This is a genomic window from Sphingomonas sp. 22R3R2A-7 (assembly GCF_036856055.1).
GTDB lineage: Bacteria > Pseudomonadota > Alphaproteobacteria > Sphingomonadales > Sphingomonadaceae > Sphingomonas.
Window position 1 is genome coordinate 1,844,734 of sequence record NZ_JASPFR010000001.1, and the last position, 17,835, is coordinate 1,862,568.

A 17,835-nucleotide genomic window follows, 5' to 3' on the forward strand; every position below is an offset into this window, starting at 1 on the left:
GATGCGCAAGTAAGACTGGGGACGTAAGTGGCCGATCCGTACAAGACCTTGGGCGTTGCCCGCGATTCAACCGAAGCCGACATCAAGAAGGCGTATCGCAAGCTTGCCAAGGAACTGCATCCCGACCGCAACAAGGACAATCCCAAGGCGTCCGAACGGTTCAGCCAGGTCACCAACGCCTATGACCTGCTCAACGACAAGGACAAGCGCGCGCGCTTCGATCGCGGCGAGATCGACGGCGACGGCAACCCGGCCGCACCGTTCGGCTTTGGCGGCGGCGGCGGTGGTCGCGCGCAGCCCGGCGGCGGCTTCCGCAGCGAGGGGTATGAAACCGGCGGCCCCGACATGAGCGATATCTTCGAGGGGCTGTTCGGCGGCGCGCAGCGGGGCGGCGGCGGCTTCTCGAGCGGCTTTGGCCGGCGGGCACAGCCCAAGGGCGAGAATGTCGCCTATCGCCTGCAGGTCCCGTTCGTCGAGGCAGCCACGCTCGAGCCGCAGCGCGTGACGCTCGCCGACGGCAAGACGCTCGATCTCAAGCTTCCCGCCGGCGTCGAGACCGGGACGCAGATGAAGCTGGGCGGCAAGGGTGAGCCCGGTCCGGGCGGTGCGGGCGATGCGATCCTGACGATCGACGTCCAGCCGCACCGGTTCTTCACGCGCGACGGCGACGATGTCCGCATCGACCTGCCGATCAGCCTCGCCGAGGCGGTACTCGGCGGATCGATCAAGGCGCCGACCGTCGACAAGCCCGTCATGCTGACGATCCCCAAGGGGACGACGTCGGGCAAGACGTTGCGTCTCAAGGGCAAGGGCTTTCACAAGAAGGGCGGCGGGCGCGGCGATCAGCTCGTCACGCTGATGATCGACATTCCGGCGAACGATGCGGCGCTCGCGACGTTCGTCGAAGGATGGAAGGATCACGGCGCGGGGAACCCACGGGGGGCCATGGGCGTCTGAACGCCTTGTGAATGATAGCAATCTTACGCCCGAAGCGCGCGCCCACGATCACCGGGGTGCGCGCACCAGGCTTACGCGCGGCATAGCGAAGGTCCGTCCGGGCAGCACGGCGTTCGAAGTCGTCAAGCGCGCCGCGGTAGGCGTCTTCAACGACGGCTTCATCCATGCCGGCAACCTCGCCTATCTCGCGCTGATGACGGTGTTTCCGTTCTTCATCGTGGCCGCCGCGATCCTGTCGCTGTTCGGGCAGAGCGTCGAGACGATCCGCGCGGTCGAATCCTTCCTCAACGTCCTGCCGCCCAACGTGTCCGATCTGTTGCGCAAGCCGATCGCCGACGTGCTCGCGGCGCGCACCGGCTCGCTGCTCTGGCTCGGCGCGCTGGTGGGGCTGTGGACCGTCGGCAGCTTCGTCGAGACGATCCGCGACATCTTCCACCGCGCCTACGGGATCAAGGCGACCGCGCCGTTCTGGAAATCGCGGCTCGGCTCGTCCGCGGTGATCGTCGGATCGGTCATCATGGCGCTGCTTTCGTTCCTCGTGCAGGGCATCCTCACCGCCGCCGAACAGTTCATCTACCGCCTCGTCCCCTTTGCGCAGGACGCCGCGGGCTGGGTCGGGCTGTCGCGGCTGATCCCCGCGCTGCTGATGTTCGGCGCGCTGTATCTGCTGTTCTATTCGGTCACGCCGTCGCGCTACCGTTACTCCAAATGCCGCAAATGGCCCGGCGCGGCGTTTACTGCGGCATGGTGGATCAGCGCGACCGCGTTGCTGCCGATCGTGCTGTCGAGTCTGGGCGGCTACGACCTGACCTATGGCAGCCTTGCGGGTGTCGTGATCATGCTGCTGTTCTTCTACGTGATCGGGCTGGGGCTGGTGTTCGGCGCACATTTGAACGCAGCACTGGCGGAACCACCCGAAACCACGCTAGAGCAGCCGGCTAAGACGGTGCAGGTGGAGGCGACGACGGCGTGAACGGTTTGATGGCGGGCAAGCGTGGATTGATCATGGGCTTGGCGAACGACAAGTCGCTGGCCTGGGGGATCGCCAAGAAGCTGTCCGAAGCGGGCGCCGAACTCGCGTTCAGCTATCAGGGCGAGACGATGGAGAAGCGCGTCCGCCCGCTTGCCGAGCAGCTGGGCGTCGCGCGACTGTTCGACTGCGACGTGTCCGACATGGGCGCGCTCGATGCCACCTTCGCCAAGCTGGCCGAGGAATGGCCGACGATCGACTTCGTCGTCCACGCGATCGGCTTTTCGGACAAGAACGAGCTGCGCGGGCGGTTCGTCGATACCAGCCTCGACAATTTCCTGATGACGATGAACATCAGCGTCTATTCGTTCGTCGCGGTCGCGCAGCGCGCGGCCAAGATGATGAACCCGGGCGGGTCGATGCTGACGCTCAGCTATTACGGCGCCGAGAAGGTTATCCCGCATTACAACGTGATGGGCGTGGCCAAGGCCGCGCTTGAGACGAGTGTGCAGTATCTCGCGGTCGATCTTGGCCGCGACAATATCCGCGTCAACGCGATCTCGGCCGGCCCGATCAAGACGCTGGCCGCGAGCGGGATCGGCGACTTCCGCCTGATCCTGAAGTGGAACGAGCTGAACTCGCCGCTGAAGCGCAACGTGACGATCGACGATGTCGGCGGCGCGGGGCTGTACCTGCTCAGCGACCTGGCATCGGGCGTCACGGGCGAAACGCACCATGTCGACGCCGGCTACAACGTGATCGGCATGAAGGCCGAAGACGCCCCCGACATCGCGCTGGTCTAAATCGAAGGCAGCATCGACCACCCCCTCTCCCTTCAGGGGAGAGGGAGGGGCCCATGCGCAGCATGGGAGGGTGAGGGCAAGGTGAGGCAGAAGGACGGCACCGAAGCCCTCACCCGCGCACGCCAGATGCGCCGCGACGCCACCGAGGCGGAAACCCGGCTATGGCAGAACCTCCGCAGCCGCCGCCTCGCCGACTTCAAGTTCCGCCGCCAGGTCTGGATCGGCCCGTTCATCGCCGACTTCCTGTGCATGGACGCCATGCTCGTCGTCGAGGTAGACGGCAGCCAGCATATCGGCGACGCGGCCTATGACGCCGACAGAACCGCCTACCTCGCGAACAAGGGATACCGTGTGATCCGTGTCTGGAACAACGACGTGATGCAGCGGATGGACGACGTGCTTGCCGCGATCCTGTCCGCACTTAGCAGCGTGCCCTCACCCTCCCATGCTTCGCACGGGCCCCTCCCTCTCCCCGCCGGGGAGAGGGACCAGTGAGCGTCAACACCTTCGGGCGGATGTTCCGCTTCACCACCTGGGGCGAATCGCACGGCCCCGCGCTCGGCGCGGTGGTCGACGGCTGCCCCCGGCATCCCCCTCACCGAAGCCGACATCCAGCCCTGGCTCGACAAGCGCCGCCCCGGCACCTCGCGCTTCACCACGCAGCGGCGCGAGCCCGATACCGTCCGGATCCTGTCGGGCGTGTTCGACGGGCGCACCACGGGCACGCCGATCAGCCTGATGATCGAGAATGTCGACCAGCGCTCGAAGGACTATTCGGACGTCGCCAAGGCCTATCGCCCCGGCCATGCCGACTATGCCTATGACGCCAAATACGGGTTTCGCGATTATCGCGGCGGCGGCCGCTCGTCCGCGCGCGAGACCGCGGCGCGCGTCGCCGCCGGGGCGGTCGCGCGGCTCGTCGTGCCGCAGGTCCGCATCCGCGCCTGGGTCGAGGCGATCGGCGGCGATGCGATTCACCCCGCCAATTTCGACGACGCGCAGATCGACCAGAACCCGTTCTTCTGCCCCGATGCCGAGGCCGCGCTGCGTTGGGAGGCGCTGGTCGACGCCGCGCGCAAATCCGGCTCGTCGCTCGGCGCGGTGATCGCGTGCGAGGCGACCGGCGTCCCCGCGGGCTGGGGCGCGCCGCTTTACGCCAAGCTCGATTCCGAACTCGCCGCGGCGTGCATGAGCATCAACGCGGTCAAGGGGATCGAGATCGGCGACGGGTTCGCCGCCGCCGCGCTGTCGGGCGAGGCCAATGCCGATCCGATGCGCCCCGGCGTCGACGGCCCCGAATTCCTCGCCAACCACGCCGGCGGGATCGCGGGCGGGATCGCCACCGGCCAGCCGATCCGGTTGCGCGTCGCGTTCAAGCCGACCAGCTCGATCCTCACCCCCGTCGAGACGATCAGTCCGACCGGCGAGGCCGCCACGATCGCCACCAAGGGCCGCCACGACCCCTGCGTTGGCATCCGCGGGGTGCCGGTCGTCGAGGCGATGGTCGCGCTTGTAATAGCGGACCAGGCGTTGCTCCACCGGGGCCAGTGCGGCTAGACGACGGAACGTGTTGCTCTCGTCACCCGTTATAAAGGTACAAGATCTAGGAGAGACACGATGCGTATTCTGATGACGGCAACCGCCGCTGCCCTGCTGATCACCGGCGCGGCGACCGCACAGACGACCGCGCCCGGCCAGTCGGGTACCATGGGCGGTCAGTCCGGCACCATGGGCGGCCAGGCAATGCCCGGTCAGCCGATGCCCGGCCAGCCCATGCCGGGTCAGTCGATGCCAGGCGACACGGTCCAGACCGATTCGATGAATCCGTCGACGACCGCACCAGCCAACCCGAACGATCGCCAGAAGAAGGCGCGTCGCGGCGGCGCACAGTCGACGATGCCCGGTTCGAGCACGACCGGCCCGACGATGCCGAACGCGCCCTCGTCGCCCGCAGCAGGCGGCATGACGCCGGCACCCGGAATGACGCCGACCCCAAACTGATCGGTTCGTCGTCAGCTAAATAAAAAACGGGCGGGGATTTCCCCGCCCGTTTTTTTGCGCCCGCCGTCGTCGGCAGGCCGTCAGCGACGGATCAGTCCGAGAACGGATCGCGGACGAGGATCGTGTCCGCGCGCTCCGGGCTGGTCGAGACCAGCGCGACCGGGCAGCGAGATCAGCTCCTCGATCCGGCGGATATACTTGATCGCCTGCGCCGGCAGATCCGCCCAGCTGCGCGCACCCGCCGTCGTTTCCTGCCAGCCTTCCATCGTCTCGTACACCGGTTCGACCAGCGCCTGGTCGGCCGCATGCGCGGGGAAGTAATCGAGCGTCTCGCCGCGCAGGCGATAGCCGGTGCAGATCGACACCGTCTCGAACCCGTCGAGCACGTCGATCTTGGTCAGCGCGATCCCGGTGATGCCGCCGACCGCCGCCGACTGGCGCACCAGCACCGCATCGAACCAGCCGCAGCGACGCTTGCGCCCCGTGACCGTCCCGAACTCATGCCCGCGCACGCCGAGCCGCTCGCCCGTCTCGTTCTCGAGCTCGGTCGGGAACGGCCCCGATCCGACGCGCGTCGTATACGCCTTGGCGATCCCGAGCACGAAGCCGACCGCGCTCGGGCCCAGACCCGAACCGCCCGCCGCAGCGCCCGCGATCGTGTTCGACGAAGTCACGAACGGATAGGTGCCGTGATCGACGTCGAGCAGCACGCCCTGCGCGCCCTCGAACAGGATCCGCTTGCCCGCCGACCGTGCGGCGTTGAGATCGCGCCACACGGGCTTTGCGAACGGCAGGACGAAGCCGGCGATCTCGCGCAGCTCGGCGATCAGCGCCGCGCGGTCGATCGGCGGTTCGCCGAAACCTGCGCGCAGCGCGTCGTGATGCGCGGTCAGACGGTCGAGCTGCGGCCCCAGATCGTCGAGATGTGCCAGATCGCACACGCGGATCGCACGGCGACCGACCTTGTCCTCGTATGCCGGGCCGATGCCGCGCCGCGTCGTGCCGATCTTGCCCGCGCCGCTCGCATCCTCGCGCAGACCGTCGAGATCGCGGTGGAACGGCAGGATCAGCGCGCAGGTATCGGCGATGCGCAGCGTCTCGGGCGTCGCGACGACGCCCTGCGCGCCGAGCCGGGCGATCTCGTCCTTGAGCGCCCAGGGATCGAGCACCACGCCGTTGCCGATGAACGACGGCGTGCCGCGGACGATGCCCGACGGCAGCAGCGACAGCTTGTACACATTCTCGCCGACGACCAAGGTGTGGCCCGCGTTATGGCCGCCCTGGAACCGCACGACCATGTCGGCGCGCTCGGCGAGCCAGTCGACGATCTTGCCCTTGCCTTCGTCGCCCCATTGCGCGCCGATGACTGCTACGTTGGCCAAACTCTATCTCCTGAGGATTACCCGCAGCGCCTACAGCGCGCGGGGGCCGCCCGCTACCCATAGATGCGTGCAGACCTGTGCTTCGGGGGTGTCGCCCGCCTCGAGCGCAGCGACGGTGACCCAGCCCTGCGCGCGCATCGCCGCGCCTTCGCCGGCGGGCGTGCCGAACGGCAGGAACAGGCGGCGGCGATCGACGCTCGCGGTGCGCCCGACCAGCGCATCGGCATAGAGCGAGAAACCGGTTGCGGCTTCCTCAGCGCCCGTCTCGTGGACGATCGTGTACGTCCCGCCCCGCCCGACTTCGCGCGTGCTGCCATCGGCGAACAGCGAGAAGCCGAGCCAGCTTTGATATTCGAACCCGTGCCGCTCGGTCGGATCGAGCGTCAGCGCGACGCGCCCGTCGATCGCCTCGGCGATGCGCGACAGGGCGTCGAGCCGCGAGGCGAGCGCACCGCTCGTGTCGAACGCGCGCAACCGCTCCATCGCCTGCGCGAACGGCCCGGCGGCCTCGATCAGCGGGAGATAGGCGGGCGCGAGCGCGGCGACCGCGCCGGCATCCTTCGCATCGAGCCGGTCGCGCAGCGTCGCGACCTGTTCGGGCGTGACCGGCAGCGGCCCGGCGGCGAGCGTCGGCACCAGATCGGGCAGCGTGAAGTCGATCGACGCGCCGCTGACATCCGCCGCCGCGATCATGTCGACCGCGACCGCGACGAGTTCCTGCGCCGCGGCGACCGAATCGAGCCCGATCAGCTCGCAGCCGATCTGCCGTGTCTCACGCGCCGGCGCGAGCTGCGACGCGCGCAGTTTGAGCACCGAGCCGGCATAGCTCAGCCGCACCGGTCGCGGGTGATGCCCCATGCGGGTGGCGGCGATCCGCGCGACCTGCGCGGTGATATCGGGCCGGATCGCGAGCGTGCGCTGCGACACCGGATCGACGAACCGCACCGCGTCGTGGAGCCCGCCGGCCTTCAGCCGCATCTCGAGCCCGTCGGCGAATTCGGCAAGCGGCGGATCGACGCGCTCATAACCGTGCAGGCGCGCAGCCTCGAGCACACGGGCTTCCAGTGCCGCCGCCGAATCGGCGAAGGGCGGCAGGCGATCTCGGAAACCTTCGGGGAGGAGTGCGGTCACTGCGCGGACTCCCTGCCAAGCGCTGCCGAAATGACCCGCCACACCCCGTCCATCCCGGACATGATGTCGGCATTGCTGAACCGTATCACGCGATATCCCTGTCGTTCGAGCCAATCCGTTCGGCTGTCGTCGCGCGCTTGGTCACTATGCGTATCGCCGTCAACCTCGATGACGAGTTTCGTCTCGCGCGCGGCGAAGTCGGCGATGTAGGGGCCGATGACGAACTGACGGGTGAATTTAACGCCGCTGATCTGCCGCCCGCGAAGATGCCGCCACAACATTGCCTCGGCCGGCGTAGGCTCGCGCCGCATCCGCTTCGCACGATCCAGCAGAACGTCGTCGATCCTGGCCACCGCTCCCTCTCCCCTCGGGGAGAGGGCCGGGGTGAGGGGCGCCGCAAACGCTACCCTACCAAACGACCCCTCACCCAACCCTCTCCCCAAAGGGGAGAGGGCTAGATCAGTACCACGACCGTGCACCAGCGTCAGCCACCGCTCCCTCTCCCCTCCGGGGAGAGGGCTAAGCACACAGCAGTATCAGAAGTTCAGACCCATCGCGGTCTTAACCCCCGGCAGCGCGCGGACCTTCGTCAGCAGTTCCGGCGTCACCGCCTCGTCGACCGACAGCAGCAGCACCGCCTCGCCGCCCGCCTGACGGCGGCCGAGATGGAACGTGCCGATGTTGACCCCCGCCTCGCCCAGCGCCGTCCCGAGACGACCGATGAACCCCGGCGCATCCTCGTTGACGACATAGAGCATCGGCCCCGCCAGATCCGCCTCGATCTTGATCCCGAGCAGCTCGACCAGACGCGGCGCCGAGATCGCCGAACAGCGTGCCCGCGACCGAGCGCTCGCCATCCTCGGTCCTGACCGAGACCCGCAGCAGCGTGTGGTAATCCGCCTCGCGCTCGGTCCGCACCTCACGCACCTCGAGCCCGCGCTCGCGCGCCAGCACGGGGGCGTTGACCATGTTGACCGTCGCGGTCTGCGTCTGGAGATACCCCGCCAGCACCGCGCTGACGATCGGCTTGGCGTTCAGATCCGCCGCCGCGCCCTCGGTATGCACCGAGATCCGCGACACCGCGCCGTGCGTTAGCTGGCCGACGAGCGAGCCGAGCTTCTCCGCCAGTGCCATGTACGGCTTGAGCTTCGGCGCTTCCTCGGCGGACAGCGACGGCATGTTGAGCGCGTTGGTGACGCCGCCCGACATCAGGAAATCGGCCATCTGCTCGGCGACCTGGATCGCGACGTTGACCTGCGCCTCGGTCGTCGACGCGCCGAGATGCGGCGTGCTGATGAAGTTGGGCGTGTTGAACAGCGGCGAGGCCTTGGCGGGCTCCTCGACGAACACGTCGAGTGCGGCGCCGCCGACCTGCCCCGAATCGAGCGCCGCCTTCAGCGCGACCTCGTCGATCAGCCCGCCGCGCGCGCAGTTGATGATCCGGACGCCCTTCTTGGTCTTGGCGAGCGCGTCGGCCGAGAGGATGTTGCGCGTCTGGTCGGTCAGCGGCGTGTGCAGCGTGATGAAGTCGGCACGTGCGAGCAGCTCGTCGAGCGTGACCTTCTCGACACCCATCTCGATCGCGCGCTCGGGCGTCAGGAACGGATCGAACGCGACGACCTTCATCTTGAGGCCGCGCGCACGGTCGGCGACGATCGAGCCGATATTGCCCGCGCCGATCAGGCCGAGCGTCTTCGACGTCAGCTCGACACCCATGAAGCGGTTCTTCTCCCACTTGCCCGCCTGCGTCGAGGCGTCGGCCTCGGGCAGCTGGCGCGCGAGTGCGAACATCAGCGCGATCGCGTGCTCGGCGGTGGTGATCGAATTGCCGAACGGCGTGTTCATCACGACCACGCCCTTCGCCGACGCGGCGGGGATGTCGACGTTATCGACGCCGATGCCCGCGCGGCCGACGACCTTCAGGTTGGTCGCATGCTCGAGGATCTCCTTGGTGACCTTGGTCGAGCTGCGGATCGCGAGACCGTCATAGTCGCCGATCATCGCCATCAGCTCTTGCGGAGTCTTGCCGGTGATCTCGTCGACCTCGACGCCGCGCTCGCGGAAGATGTGCGCGGCGCGGGGATCCATTTTGTCGGAAATGAGGACTTTTGGCATGGGATTTCCTTCTTCTCCCTCTCCCCTCCGGGGAGAGGGTCGGGGTGAGGGGTGGTACGGGGAGGTGGCGTGCGTGGCAGCCCCTCACCCCAGCCCTCTCCCCGGAGGGGAGAGGGAGCGAGACTATCAGGCGGACTTGGCGGTCGCGTAGGCCCAGTCGAGCCAGGGGCCGAGCGCCACGATATCGGCGGTATCGACGGTCGCGCCGCACCAGATCCGCAGGCCCGGCGGCGCGTCGCGATAGCCCGCGACGTCATACGCAGCACCGGCCTTCTCGAGCGCGGCGGCCATCGCCTTGATCATCGCCTCGTCCGCACCCTCGACCGTCAGGCACAAGCTGGTGCGCGACCGAGTCGCCGGATCGGCAGCGAGATGACCGAGCCAGTCGCGCTCCGCCACGATCGTGTCCAGAGCCGCCGCATTCGCGTCCGACCGCGCGATCAGCCCGTCCTCGCCGAGCGACTTCGCCCATTCGAGGCTGAAGATCGCGTCCTCGACGGCCAGCATCGACGGCGTGTTGATCGTCTCGCCCTTGAACACGCCCTCGGCGAGCTTGCCCTTCGAGACGAGGCGGAACACCTTGGGCAGCGGCCATGCGGGGGTGTAGCTCTCGAGCCGCTCGACCGCGCGCGGGCCGAGGATCAGCACGCCGTGCGCGCCCTCGCCGCCGAGCACCTTCTGCCACGAGAAGGTCGCGACATCGATCTTCGTCCAGTCGATATCGTAGGCGAACACGCCCGACGTCGCATCGGCGAACGACAGGCCTTCGCGGTCGTCGGGGATCCAGTCCGCGTTCGGCACGCGCACGCCGCTGGTGGTGCCGTTCCAGGTGAACAGCACGTCGTTCGACCAGTCGACCGACTCCAGATCGGGCAGCTGGCCGTAATCGGCACGCACCACGGTCGGGTCGATCTTCAACTGCTTGACCGCATCGGTCACCCAGCCCTCGCCGAAGCTTTCCCACGCCAGCGCGGTGACGGGCTTCGCGCCCAGCATCGTCCACATCGCCATCTCGTACGCGCCGGTGTCGGAGCCGGGGACGATGCCGATGCGGTGCGTGCTCGGAAGCTTCAGCAGTTCGCGCATCAGGTCGATGCTGTACTGGAGGCGGGTCTTGCCGATCTTCGAGCGATGCGAGCGGCCGAGCGAGATCGGTGGCGAGCTTGTCCGCGGACCAGCCCGGAGGCTTCGCGCAGGGACCGCTGGAGAAAAAGGGGCGTGCCGGCTTGGTCGCAGGCAGCGCAGGCGCACCTGTGGCGGTGGCGTAGGTCGTATCAGTCATGTATCTCTCCTCACAGAGAGCACGCGCGGCGTTGGGACCGCGTGGCCCGTTGCCGGCCCTAACGACGTGGCGGTGCGAGTCAACCATGTCCGCGCATGCGTGCCCCGTCCCCACGCTCCCCGTTCGCCCCGCGCGACGTCGAAGCGCATCGCCCCCCATGCCCAGGCCTCGACTCGCCGCAACGCCGCCCCGCGCCGCGTGACAAGCCGGCGCGGCGCGGGGATGATGGCGCCATGTACCGCGTTCTTTACCCTCTCCTGCTCACGATCATGCTCGCCGCCTGCGGTCGCGCCGATCGCCCCGCCGCACCGCAACAGACCCGCCCCAACCTCTCGGTCCCGAGCAACCGCGAAACCGCGCAATGCCTCGCCGACCTGCGCCAGCTCCGTGTCTCGTTCCAGCTGCTGCCCGACCGCGAGACCGGCCCCGGTTGCGGCCTGGCGGGCACCGTCAAGCTCGTCGATATCGGCGTCCCCGTCGCCAATCTCACCGCGGTCCGCTGCGGCGCGGCGCGCGCGCTGATCGGCTGGACGCGCAACGCGGTCGCCCCCGCGGCCTATCAGATGCTCGGCAGCGAACTCGCGCGGATCGACAGCATGGGCAGCTATGCGTGCCGCAACGTCGTCGGCTCGGCGCGCACCGTGAGCCGCCGGTCGGGCCACGCGATCGCCAACGCGGTCGATATTGGCGGGTTCGTGCTGAAGGACGGGCGGCGGATCAGCGTCCTCAACGACTGGAGCTCGCCCGACCCGCAGGTGCGGCAGTTCCTCCAGACGATCCGCGCCTCGGCGTGCAAGCGGTTCGGCACCGTGCTCAGCCCCGACTATAACGCCGCGCACCGCAATCACCTCCATCTTGAGGACGATCGCGCGAATTTCTGCCGCTAGTACACCGGTCTAGCCCTGCGCGCGGCTTTCGACTAAATCCGCCGAAATGACAGATACCCGCATTCCCTCACGCGTTTTCGCGAACGCCAGCCAGGACGCTGAAACCGCCCGCGACATCACGTCCACGCCGCAGACGCAGCATCCGCACTACCGCCTCGCCTTCCAGGACATGGACTTCCTGCTCCGCGAGGACCTGCGCCCGGTGCGGTTCCAGCTCGAGCTGCTCAAGACCGAACTGGTGCTCGAGGAAGCGAAGATCGCCTCGACCTTCGTCTTCTACGGCTCCGCCCGCATCCCCGAGCCCGCCAAGGCGCAGGCGCTGCTCGAACTCGCGACCGACGAAAAGTCGAAGAAGATCGCCGAGCGGCTGGTCGAGAAGTCGAAATATTACGACGTCGCGCGCGAGCTCGCCGCCAAGGTCAGCGTGCTGCCCCGCGACGAGCGCGGCTGGCGGCAGTTCGTCGTGTGCTCGGGCGGCGGTCCGTCGATCATGGAGGCGGCGAACCGCGGCGCGACCGATGTCGGCGCCGAATCGATCGGGCTCAACATCGTCCTGCCGCACGAGCAGGCGCCCAACCCCTATGTGACGCCGTCGCTGTCGGTGCAGTTCCACTATTTCGCGCTGCGCAAGATGCACTTCCTGCTCCACGCGCGCGCGCTCGCGGCATTCCCGGGCGGGTTCGGCACGTTCGACGAGCTGTTCGAGCTGCTGACGCTGATCCAGACGGGCAAGATCCAGCCGATCCCCGTGCTGCTGTTCGGTCGCCAGTTCTGGGAGCGCGTGGTGAACTTCGACGCACTGGTCGAGGAAGGCGTGGTCAGCGAGAAGGACCTGTCGATCTTCCGCTACGTCGAAACCGCCGACGAGGCATGGGACGCCGTCCAGTCCTTCTACCGCGAACGTGCCGCCAACGAGGCGGCAGAAGCCTGACCTTATACCCCCTCTCCCCTCGGGGGAGAGGGCCGGGGTGAGGGGCTGCCACGCAACGCAGCGCCTCGGAAAAGCCCCTCACCCCAACCCTCTCCCCACAGGGGAGAGGGAGCAGAGAGGATTACTGTTCCGTCCGCGCACCCTTGCGCGCAGCTTCCGGATCGACCGAGGGCGCACCCGACGCCGCCGTCCCCGTGTTCGCGATATCCGCGGTATCCGCGCCGTTCTCGGCCGCAGCCTCCGCGGCATTCGCGCTAGCAGGCTGATCCGCGCCCTCGGCCGCAGGCGCCCCGGCGGCAGGCGCCGCGGGCAGAGGCAGGTTCGAGCCCTGCTGGTTGAGATACAGGATCACGTTCGCGCGGTCCTGCGCGTTGCCGAGACCCGCAAAGGTCATCTTGGTGCCGGCCGCGAACTTGCGCGGGCTGGTCAGCCACGCGTTCATCTTGTCGAAGTCCCAGGTGCCGCCGACGCCCTTCAGCGCGTCGGTAAAGGCAAAGCCGCCCTTGCCCTGGCCGATCCCCTCGCCCATCGTCCCGTACAGGTTCGGGCCGATCCCGTTCGCGCCACCCTGGTTGATCGTGTGGCATGCGGCGCACTTCTTGAAGACCTCGGCGCCCTTGGCGGCATCGGCGGTCGGCAGCAGCGAGGCGATCGCCACGTCGGGGGCACCGCCACCCGCGCCCTCCTCGACGACGCCCTCGATCGCATAGCCCATCTTCTCGGGCCGCTCGCCGTGGAACAGCATGCCCCCTACGATCGACAGCCCGAGCGCCGCACCACAACCTGCGAGCACCCAACCGGCGATCGTATTGGTCCTGTCGTCCATAATGCGCATCCGCCCCTGTTAGGTTTGGCACTGCCATAGAAAAGCCTGGCCCTGATCGCAAGCAAACGCTGCCCCAGGGCTTTCGACGCGCTTGCCCGCACGCGCCGCGCTGGCTACGCGGCGCACCCATGGAAAACTTCGCCGTCCCCGCCCGTCCGATCGTCGCGCGGATGACCGCCGCCGCCGCCGCAGAGCCCGCGCGCGCGGTCGCGTTCCAGGGCGCGCCCGGCGCCAACAGCCATGTCGCCGCGGTCGAGGCGTTCCCCGATGGCCTGCCGCTGCCGTGTTTCGACTTTGCCGATGCGATCGACGCGGTGAAGGACGGCCGCGCCGACTGCGCGATCATCCCGATCGAGAATTCGCTCCACGGCCGCGTCGCCGACATCCATTTCCTGCTCCCCGAATCGGGGCTGGTGATCACCGGCGAGCATTTCCTGCCGATCCGCCACGCGTTGATGGGGATCGGCCCGCGCGACGGCATCCGCCAGGCGATGAGCCATCCGCAGGCGCTCGGCCAGTGCCGCCACTGGCTCAAGGCGCACGCGATCGAGCCGGTCAGCTATCCCGACACCGCGGGAGCCGCGGCGAAGGTCGCCGAGCTCGCCGATCCCGCGATCGCAGCGCTCGCGCCGCCCGCCGCCGCCGCGCTCTACGGGCTCGACCTGCTCGCGACCGACATTGCCGACGCCGACCACAACACGACGCGCTTCGTCACGCTCGCGCGCGGCGGCAAGCCCCCGGCGGCGCAGGACGTCGGCGACGGCGACTGGATGACCACGCTGATCTTCGAGGTCCGCAACGTCCCCGCCGCGCTCTACAAGGCGATGGGCGGGTTCGCGACCAACGGCGTCAACATGACCAAGCTCGAAAGCTATCAGCGCAACGGCAGCTTCGCCGCGACCGAATTCTATGCCGATGTGGTCGGCAAGCCCGGCGACGCCAATCTCGACCACGCGCTCGAGGAGCTCGGCTTCCATTCGAAATGGCTCCGCGTCCTCGGCACCTACCGACAGGCCCGCCCGAGAGGTTAGACTTTCATCCTCCCCCGCCAGGGGGAGGTGGCAGGCTCTTGCCTGACGGAGGGGGAGGACACGGAACCGACGTTACACTTTCCTCCCCCTCGACGCCTTCGGCGCCACCTCCCCCTGGCGGGGAGGATTTTAGCAGCGTCGCCTACCCCTGCGCCCAGACGGTGAGCAGCGTGTGCGCGATCGCATAGGACGGCGGCGGCAGGAACGGCCCCTCCTCGCCACGCAGCACCGCGCGCACCATCTCGCGCGGGACCCACATCGCATCCTCGAGCTCGTTCACGTCGAGCGTGATCGCATCGTCCTCGGCCTCCGCGACGCATGCGATCATCAGCGACGACGGGAACGGCCAGGGCTGGCTCGCGACATAGCGGACGCGCCCGACGCGCACGCCGGCTTCCTCGGCGATCTCGCGCGCGACCGCCTCCTCGATCGATCTCGCCGGGTTCGAGAAACCCCGCCAGCGCCGAATAGCGTCCCGGCGGCCAGCCCTTGCCGCGCCCGAGCAGCGCACGCCCGTCATGCTCGGCGATCATGATCACGACCGGATCGACGCGCGGGAAATGCTCGGCGCCGCATGCCGGGCATTTGCGCGCCCAGCCGCCGCGGAAGACCGCGGTCGCGCTGCCGCATTTCGCGCAGAAGCCATGCCGGACATGCCAGTCGATCACGCTGCGCGCCGCGGCATAGGTCGCGGCCTCGCCCGGCGCGAGGCTGCCCAGCACCGCCATCAGCGCGGGCGACCGCATCGCCGGTGCGGTATCGACGCGCATCCCGGCAAGCAGCGCGGTGAAATGGGGCCGCCCGCTCTCGTCGAGCCCGAGCAGGATCGGCTCGGCATCGTCGGGCAGATGCGCGAGCGACGTCCATTCGAGCCGGCCATCGTCGGTCACCGCAGGCATCAACCCGTCGAGCACCAGCAGCCGCGCCCGCCAGTCGCCGCGCGCCGCCGCGAGCGCTTCGGCATCGTGACGCAGCGCATCCGCCCGATCGAGGGTCCCGCCGGTGAAACCCGGTATCACGTCACTCGCCAGACTCATCGTTGCGTTCCTGCCCTCATTCCAGCTCCCATCGCAGACCTCGGTCCCGCCGCCCGGTCAGCGGCCGCGGCGCGTACCGCGACATCGCTGAACAATGCTGCGACGACCTCGTTGCGCAGCGGCCATCGCTCGCCGGGAAAATAATTGACCATCACGGTGCCGCGGACGTGCCGCACCGGATCGACCCAGCCGATCGTCCCCGCCGCGCCGCCCCAGCCATAGGTGCCCTTCGACGCGCCGCCCGGCACGTCCGCAAGATAGACCGAGCCGCCCGCGCCGAAGCCCATCGCATTGCCCGCCGCGCTTGCGCCGTTGCCGGTGCCGATCCCCCCGAAGCGCACGCCCTTGGGCAACAGGTTCGACATGCCGAGCGCGACGGTCTCGGGCTTCATCACGCGGACGCCGTCGAGCGTGCCCCGTGCGTCGAGCATGTGCAGGAACCGGTCGTAATCGCGCGCCGACATCACCAGCCCCGCACCGCCATAGGGAAAGCTCGGCGCCTGGAGGAACACCGACGTCGCGGCGGGGTCGAGCGGCGTGCGCGTGTCGCCGACGAACGCATAGTTGGTGGCCAGCCGCTTCACCTGCCCCGGCGGGACCCTGAAGAAGGTCGAGGTCATCTTGAGCGGCGTGAACATCCGCGTCTGGAGGAACCGCTCGAACGGCATCCCGCTCGCCACCTCGATCACCCGGCCCATCACGTCGAGCCCGATCGAATAGCTCCACCGGGTCCCCGGTTCGGCGACCAGCGGCAGCGTCGCCGCGCGGTTGGCGAACTCCTCGAGCGAGGTCGGCCGGACCTGCGCCATCTGCGTCTCCATTGCCGCATTGACCGACATCGGCAGGACCCCGCGCCGCTCATATTCCTTGAGCAGCGGCCCCTTCACGTTGATGCTGTAGCCAAGCCCGGCGGTATGCGTCAGCAGCATCCGGATCGTGATCGGCGTCGTCGCGGGCCGTGTCGCCAGCGACGTGTCGGGGCTCGTCGCGACGGTCATCGTTTTAAACGCAGGGATATATTTGCTCAACGGGTCGTCGAGCCCGAGCTTGCCGTCCTCGACGAGCATCATCGCGGCCATGCCCGTGATCGGCTTGGTCATCGAATAGACGCGCCACAGCGAATCGGCGTCGGCGACGGGCTGCCCCGTCCCGTCCGCGATCGCGCCGCTCGCGGGGAACAGCGTCGGCCGGTCGCCGATCCCGAACGCACCGACGATCCCGGGCATCTTGCCGTCGCGGACATAGCCGTCGAACAGCCGCTCGACCTTGGGCAGCACCACGCGTGCAGGGTCGCCGGCGCGTCCGGTCACGGCGACGTCGCTGCGGCTGGCGGTACGCGCGGCCTGCGTCTGGCCCGCCATCTGACCCTGCCCCGCATACAGCGCGGTCGTTGCCACCACGGCGAGTCCGCCCGCCGGGATCCAGTGCGAAAGCTTCATTGCCGCCCTCCCTATCGTGTCCGTACCGCCTTGGCGGCCTTCAAGAAAACGGTCGGCAACCCGGCTGTGTCCAGCGCGTCGATGCTCCACCATTCGCCGGGTTGATGCGCCTCGACCTGCGCCACCGCAAGCGCGAGTTCGAGGTCGAAATGCGTGAAGCCGTGCACGACGCGCTGCTCGAGCATCTGCCAGTCCGCCTGCGCCGGCGCCTCCTCAAACCCCGGCGGCGCGTCCGCCCAGGGCCCCGTCGGCAGCGCGCGCATCCCGCCGAGCAACCCCGTATCGGGCCGCCGCACGAGCAGCACCTGCCCCGCGCGCTCGAGCCAGAAGATCGTTCCGTAACGCTGCGGCTTGGCCGCCTTCTTCGCCTTGACCGGCAACCGCTCGGGCGTGCCCTGCGCATAGCCGTCGCAATCGGCGCGCAGCGGGCACAACAGGCATTTCGGGCTGCGCGTCGTGCAGATCGACGAGCCGAGGTCCATCATCGCCTGCGCGAAGTCGCCCGCGCGCGCATCGGGCGTGATCGTGTCCGCGGCCGCGCGGATCGCGGGCCGTGCCGCGGGTAGCGGCGTCTCGATCGCGAACAGCCGCGCGACGACGCGCTCGACATTGGCGTCGACCACCACCGCACGCTCGCCGAACGCGATCGCCGCCACCGCCGCCGCGGTATAGGCGCCGAGCCCGGGCAGCGTGCGCAATTCGGCCTCGGTCCGCGGAAACACGCCGCCATGCTCGGCGACCACCACCTTGGCCGCGGCGACCAGGTTGCGCGCGCGTGCATAATAGCCAAGCCCTGCCCATGCGGCCATCACGTCGGCGTCCTCCGCGGCTGCCAGGCTCGCGAAATCGGGCCAGCGCGCGGTCCAGGCGAGGAACCGCGGCGTGACCGCGGCGACCGTGGTCTGCTGGAGCATCACCTCGGACAGCCACACGCGGTACGGATCGACCGGGTCGCCCGGCCTCGCGCGCCACGGCAGCTCGCGGCGATGCCGGTCGTACCAGTCGAGCAGGGCGTCGGCGACGGAAGAGCGCTTGGCGTTCAC

General features: G+C 68.7%; 13 protein-coding genes and 5 pseudogenes. 9 read left to right on the forward strand and 9 right to left on the reverse strand.

What is annotated here, in order from left to right:
* Positions 1-27 precede the first annotated feature (27 nt).
* The 6 genes and pseudogenes from QP165_RS08675 to QP165_RS08700 all read left to right on the forward strand — a co-directional run bounded on the left by QP165_RS08675 (position 28) and on the right by QP165_RS08700 (position 4,731).
* A complete protein-coding gene (locus QP165_RS08675; protein ID WP_333995196.1) occupies positions 28-957 on the forward strand; it encodes a DnaJ C-terminal domain-containing protein in 930 nt (309 codons plus the stop codon).
* A 7-nt stretch (positions 958-964) separates the two neighbouring features.
* On the forward strand, positions 965-1,930 hold the full coding sequence (locus QP165_RS08680; protein WP_235532235.1) for a YihY/virulence factor BrkB family protein: 966 nt from the start codon (positions 965-967) through the stop codon (positions 1,928-1,930).
* A complete protein-coding gene (fabI, locus tag QP165_RS08685; protein ID WP_107930438.1) occupies positions 1,927-2,730 on the forward strand; it encodes an enoyl-ACP reductase FabI in 804 nt (267 codons plus the stop codon). The genes QP165_RS08680 and fabI overlap by 4 nt, the downstream gene beginning before the upstream one ends.
* 81 nt (positions 2,731-2,811) lie before the next feature.
* Positions 2,812-3,225, forward strand: coding sequence for an endonuclease domain-containing protein (locus QP165_RS08690; RefSeq protein ID WP_082445786.1), 414 nt, complete (start codon positions 2,812-2,814; stop codon positions 3,223-3,225).
* Positions 3,222-4,287: pseudogene (gene aroC / locus QP165_RS08695) on the forward strand (chorismate synthase). Before QP165_RS08690 ends, aroC begins: the two are co-directional and overlap by 4 nt.
* 60 nt (positions 4,288-4,347) lie before the next feature.
* Positions 4,348-4,731 carry a hypothetical protein gene (locus QP165_RS08700; protein WP_333995199.1) on the forward strand — a complete coding sequence of 128 codons (384 nt, stop codon included), beginning with the start codon at positions 4,348-4,350 and terminating at the stop codon, positions 4,729-4,731.
* 91 nt (positions 4,732-4,822) lie between these two features.
* Here the strand turns inward: QP165_RS08700 and QP165_RS08705 are convergent.
* The 5 genes and pseudogenes from QP165_RS08705 to QP165_RS08725 all read right to left on the reverse strand — a co-directional run bounded on the left by QP165_RS08705 (position 4,823) and on the right by QP165_RS08725 (position 10,641).
* Positions 4,823-6,113 (reverse strand): annotated as a pseudogene (locus QP165_RS08705) (adenylosuccinate synthase).
* 30 nt (positions 6,114-6,143) lie between these two features.
* Positions 6,144-7,244 carry an ATP phosphoribosyltransferase regulatory subunit gene (locus QP165_RS08710; protein ID WP_333995201.1) on the reverse strand — a complete coding sequence of 367 codons (1,101 nt, stop codon included), beginning with the start codon at positions 7,242-7,244 and terminating at the stop codon, positions 6,144-6,146.
* On the reverse strand, positions 7,241-7,597 hold the full coding sequence (locus QP165_RS08715) for an endonuclease domain-containing protein (protein WP_333995203.1): 357 nt from the start codon (positions 7,595-7,597) through the stop codon (positions 7,241-7,243). The genes QP165_RS08710 and QP165_RS08715 overlap by 4 nt, the downstream gene beginning before the upstream one ends.
* Positions 7,598-7,780: 183 nt before the next feature.
* A pseudogene (gene serA, locus QP165_RS08720) lies at positions 7,781-9,359 on the reverse strand (phosphoglycerate dehydrogenase).
* Between the two features lie 126 nt (positions 9,360-9,485).
* A pseudogene (locus QP165_RS08725) lies at positions 9,486-10,641 on the reverse strand (phosphoserine transaminase).
* 233 nt (positions 10,642-10,874) lie between these two features.
* On the opposite strand from QP165_RS08725, the gene QP165_RS08730 reads away from it, so the two are divergent.
* Positions 10,875-11,528 (forward strand): extensin family protein, encoded by a 654-nt coding sequence (locus tag QP165_RS08730; protein WP_333995205.1) that lies wholly within the window; start codon positions 10,875-10,877, stop codon positions 11,526-11,528.
* 46 nt (positions 11,529-11,574) lie between these two features.
* Positions 11,575-12,459: a TIGR00730 family Rossman fold protein gene (locus QP165_RS08735; RefSeq protein ID WP_056017374.1), complete on the forward strand. Its 885-nt coding sequence runs from the start codon at positions 11,575-11,577 to the stop codon at positions 12,457-12,459.
* Positions 12,460-12,580: 121 nt separating this feature from the next.
* On the opposite strand, the gene QP165_RS08740 is transcribed toward QP165_RS08735, so the two are convergent.
* On the reverse strand, positions 12,581-13,285 hold the full coding sequence (locus QP165_RS08740) for a c-type cytochrome (protein WP_333995208.1): 705 nt from the start codon (positions 13,283-13,285) through the stop codon (positions 12,581-12,583).
* Between the two features lie 128 nt (positions 13,286-13,413).
* Here QP165_RS08740 and QP165_RS08745 point away from each other — a divergent pair, with 128 nt between their 5' ends.
* The gene (locus tag QP165_RS08745; protein WP_333995210.1) at positions 13,414-14,316 is read left to right on the forward strand and encodes a prephenate dehydratase; all 903 of its coding nucleotides are present in this window, start codon (positions 13,414-13,416) and stop codon (positions 14,314-14,316) included.
* 142 nt (positions 14,317-14,458) lie between these two features.
* On the opposite strand, the pseudogene nudC reads toward QP165_RS08745, so the two are convergent.
* From nudC to QP165_RS08760, 3 genes and pseudogenes are all read right to left on the reverse strand, one after another.
* Positions 14,459-15,353 (reverse strand): annotated as a pseudogene (gene nudC, locus QP165_RS08750) (NAD(+) diphosphatase).
* Complete coding sequence (locus QP165_RS08755) at positions 15,350-16,792, reverse strand: serine hydrolase domain-containing protein (protein ID WP_333995212.1); 1,443 nt, start codon at positions 16,790-16,792, stop codon at positions 15,350-15,352. Before QP165_RS08755 ends, nudC begins: the two are co-directional and overlap by 4 nt.
* 11 nt (positions 16,793-16,803) lie before the next feature.
* A complete protein-coding gene (locus QP165_RS08760; protein WP_443019274.1) occupies positions 16,804-17,835 on the reverse strand; it encodes an A/G-specific adenine glycosylase in 1,032 nt (343 codons plus the stop codon).